The following is a 2,799-nucleotide window of genomic DNA, read 5'->3' on the forward strand; positions in this document are numbered from 1 at the left end:
AACACGGCATCAGCCCCCTCACCGCCCTACGCGACCTCTTCGCCGGACGGCCATGGATGCTGCCCGCAACCAGCTGAAACCCCTAAACAGTTACGTTCAGGCTGGGCATTGCCGAGGCCGGCGCCGCGGACGGCCCGCATGTGCGCGCACCTTCCGGCCCCGGGGGTGAAGGCGGCGCTGGTGGCCTTGCTCATGGTGGGGAAGAACCGCTGGCGAGGACACCGCCGCCTTGGCCGACGACGATCGCTAAAGCCGCGCATAATTCCGGTTATGCGCGGGGTGCTGACATGCGCACGTCATCTCTTGTACCCCAAACGTGTTTCACTAGCAGTGAAAGGGCGCGGAGGGGCGATAATTTCGCGAAGATCACCTGATTCGTGATCTTGAAGTCGCATTTACGGAGGCCATCCCGCGCGGGCGGCCGATGACGAGCCGGACGGCGACAAAATGCCTGGCCAGAACCCTTGAAGAGGACCGTCATGCCTCGCTGCGACACCCTGATTCTCCCGCCTCCGTACTCCCCCGGGGAGGCGAACCGCCCAAGCGATCCCTGGGGCCGGCGCAGCCTCGCCCCGGCCCGGTCTCGACGGTAGGGGCGCGGGAGCAATGGGTCGCAGGGCAACGAAGAAGGCGGCGGCGCCAGCGTGATCGCCGAGTCGATCCTGGACCCGGCCACCGGGCACTTTCGTGACGACCTGGACGAGTACGCCGAGCCGTTCGGATCGGGCATGCTCCTGCTCAACTCCGCACAGCTGGCACGCCCGTGGCGTGGGTTCGGCATCGGAGCGGTGCTGGCAGGCAAGGCCATCGCCCGGCTGGGGGCCGGTGCCCGCGGGGCCGCCTGCTACCCGTCCCCGCTGGACCGGACCGGACTTGCGGACGACGCCGCCCGCGACCGCGCCGTCAGCGCCCTGCAACGCACCTGGTCCAGCCTGGGGTTCCGCCCCTACCGGGACGGCGGCGTCTACGTCCTGAACCTCGCCACCACAGCCCTGAGTGAGGCTCTGTCGGTGCTGACCGACCGTATCGAGGCGCTGCCGCAGCCCGACCGTGAGGAGTGGGAGGCAGGGCCCGAGGAGCACTCGGCGTCTGACGTTGGTTCGGGCCGGTCATCGGCTCTGTCGCTCGTCTGCCGCCCGCAGTTCGGCGGCGACCCTGCGGGTCCGATCAGCCGGGAAGACTCCGAGACGCACCCAGGTCCCCACGGTGACGTCCCAGCCCGGTACCAGCCACACCGGCACGTCCCGGAGCACGGCCCGCAGGGCCATGTCCGAGGTGCCTCCGCTGGCGGGGGCGAAGTGGTCGTGGAAGGCGATGACCAACCGGGGGCGCTCGGTCATCAGCATGCGCGTGGTGCGTTCCGGGCCGGCCATCCCCCTCTCTGACAGTCTCGGCTGAGAGGGTATGAGACGGGCCTTCTCCTCGGAGCTGAACATCAAAGGCTCAGACCCACGGAACCGGGTGCCTCGCGGCCGGGTCCATCCCCGTGGCCTTGGCGAGCTCCTTTGCGACGTGGTCGGGCAGCTCACGCTCGGCGGCACCACCCACTCACTTAAGGACACGGACCCGGCTGTGAGCGCATTTTGGGGAGACAATGCTTATGAGCCGGGCCGAGCCCGCGTACATGCAGGCATTTCAGCTTTCGAATGCCCAGTCCCCCGTAGTCGGGTCGCCCGCGATCTGATGGTGAGGCGGACGCTCGGGAAGAGCACTGCGGGTGCGACAGCACCAATCCCGGCGTTCACGACGGCGCAGGACACCGAAGCGGGGACGGAATGCCAACCACCTCCAGGTCTGCATCAGTCCCGGTCTTCCTGCAACTTCAGCATCTCGAAGAAGCCTCCGGCCTGTTCGATCAGCTCGTCGTACGTGCCCATCTCCGAGATCCGGCCCTGGTCGAGGACGATGATCCGGTCGGCGAGGCGAAGACGCCGCTGGAGAAGCTGCCCACACTGCCGCCGACGTCTCGACCCGTCGCCCGGGTTCCGCATAATTCGGCGGCCTAGAGGGTCGAAAGTTGGGTCTGACCTGTGAGGACATGGGTTTGACCGCCTGGAGGGCGTGTCTCTAGGCGGTGGTGTTCATGCTGGTCAGCGCGGTGCGGGCTGAAGGCCGGCGATCTGCCTGGGGGCGGGGATGCCGAGCTTGGCGAGCAGGTCCTGCAGGCGCGACAGCGACGCGACCAGCCGCCGGATCGCGTCGCGGTCGAGTTCGTCCTCACGGCCGAAGGTGAACAGGACCTTCGGCACCGCCCGGCCCTTGACCGGGTCCCATTCGTTGTGGGCCAGGTGCAGGTACCGGACCGTCCCGGACTTGTTCTCCCGCTTCGTCGTCCTCACGTACACGACTCCAGACCATACGGGACAAGTACAGGCCAGTACAGGGAAATCAGAGAAATCGTGTCTCTAGGCACTTTCGGCTGCTACTCCAGCCGACACGGCCCTGACCAGCGGTTTCACCCTGCCGCTGACTCCAGGACCCCCGAATTACGCGGAACGCGGGCGTCGGGCAGACCGCAACCGTGACGACCTCGCGCCCGGCACCAGTTGTCGCGGAAGTGAGAGCCTGGGCCCGCGACCGGGGAATCAACGTGCCCTCCCGGGGCAAGCTCCGCCAGGAGGTCTGGGACGCCTGGCACACCGCTCACGCAGAGCACCACACGGCTGCCCCTGCCTGACCCGCTGCTTCCTGCTTCCGCACGGCCCTTAGTGGTCTGCGTCATAAGTCCTTCGGGGGTTGATCATGCGGCTGGGGCGGCGGAGGATTCTTCTGGGTGATCGGTGGTGTGCCGGTCGAGTC

3 protein-coding genes and 1 pseudogene are annotated in these 2,799 nt (G+C 67.5%); 2 read left to right on the top strand and 2 right to left on the bottom strand.

Annotated elements, in window-relative coordinates:
- The first annotated feature begins 644 nt into the window (after positions 1 to 644).
- Positions 645 to 1,385: a hypothetical protein gene (locus tag ACWD3C_RS48240; protein ID WP_451155139.1), complete on the top strand. Its 741-nt coding sequence runs from the start codon at positions 645 to 647 to the stop codon at positions 1,383 to 1,385.
- Positions 1,386 to 1,799: 414 nt separating this feature from the next.
- Here ACWD3C_RS48240 and ACWD3C_RS48245 read toward each other — a convergent pair whose 3' ends face one another.
- A complete protein-coding gene (locus ACWD3C_RS48245; protein ID WP_451155141.1) occupies positions 1,800 to 1,991 on the bottom strand; it encodes a hypothetical protein in 192 nt (63 codons plus the stop codon).
- Between the two features lie 171 nt (positions 1,992 to 2,162).
- A pseudogene (locus ACWD3C_RS48250) lies at positions 2,163 to 2,345 on the bottom strand (IS1634 family transposase); the annotation flags it as partial.
- A 212-nt stretch (positions 2,346 to 2,557) separates the two neighbouring features.
- On the opposite strand from ACWD3C_RS48250, the gene ACWD3C_RS48255 reads away from it, so the two are divergent.
- Positions 2,558 to 2,677 (top strand): Lsr2 family DNA-binding protein, encoded by a 120-nt coding sequence (locus tag ACWD3C_RS48255; RefSeq protein ID WP_451155143.1) that lies wholly within the window; start codon positions 2,558 to 2,560, stop codon positions 2,675 to 2,677.
- Positions 2,678 to 2,799: the final 122 nt, after the last annotated feature.

Source organism: Streptomyces sp. NPDC002845 (assembly GCF_053591955.1).

Excerpts from the sequence above, each read along its gene's own strand:
- ACWD3C_RS48245 (WP_451155141.1), bottom strand. The coding sequence starts at position 1,991 with ATGCGGAACCCGGGCGACGGGTCGAGACGTCGGCGGCAGTGTGGGCAG.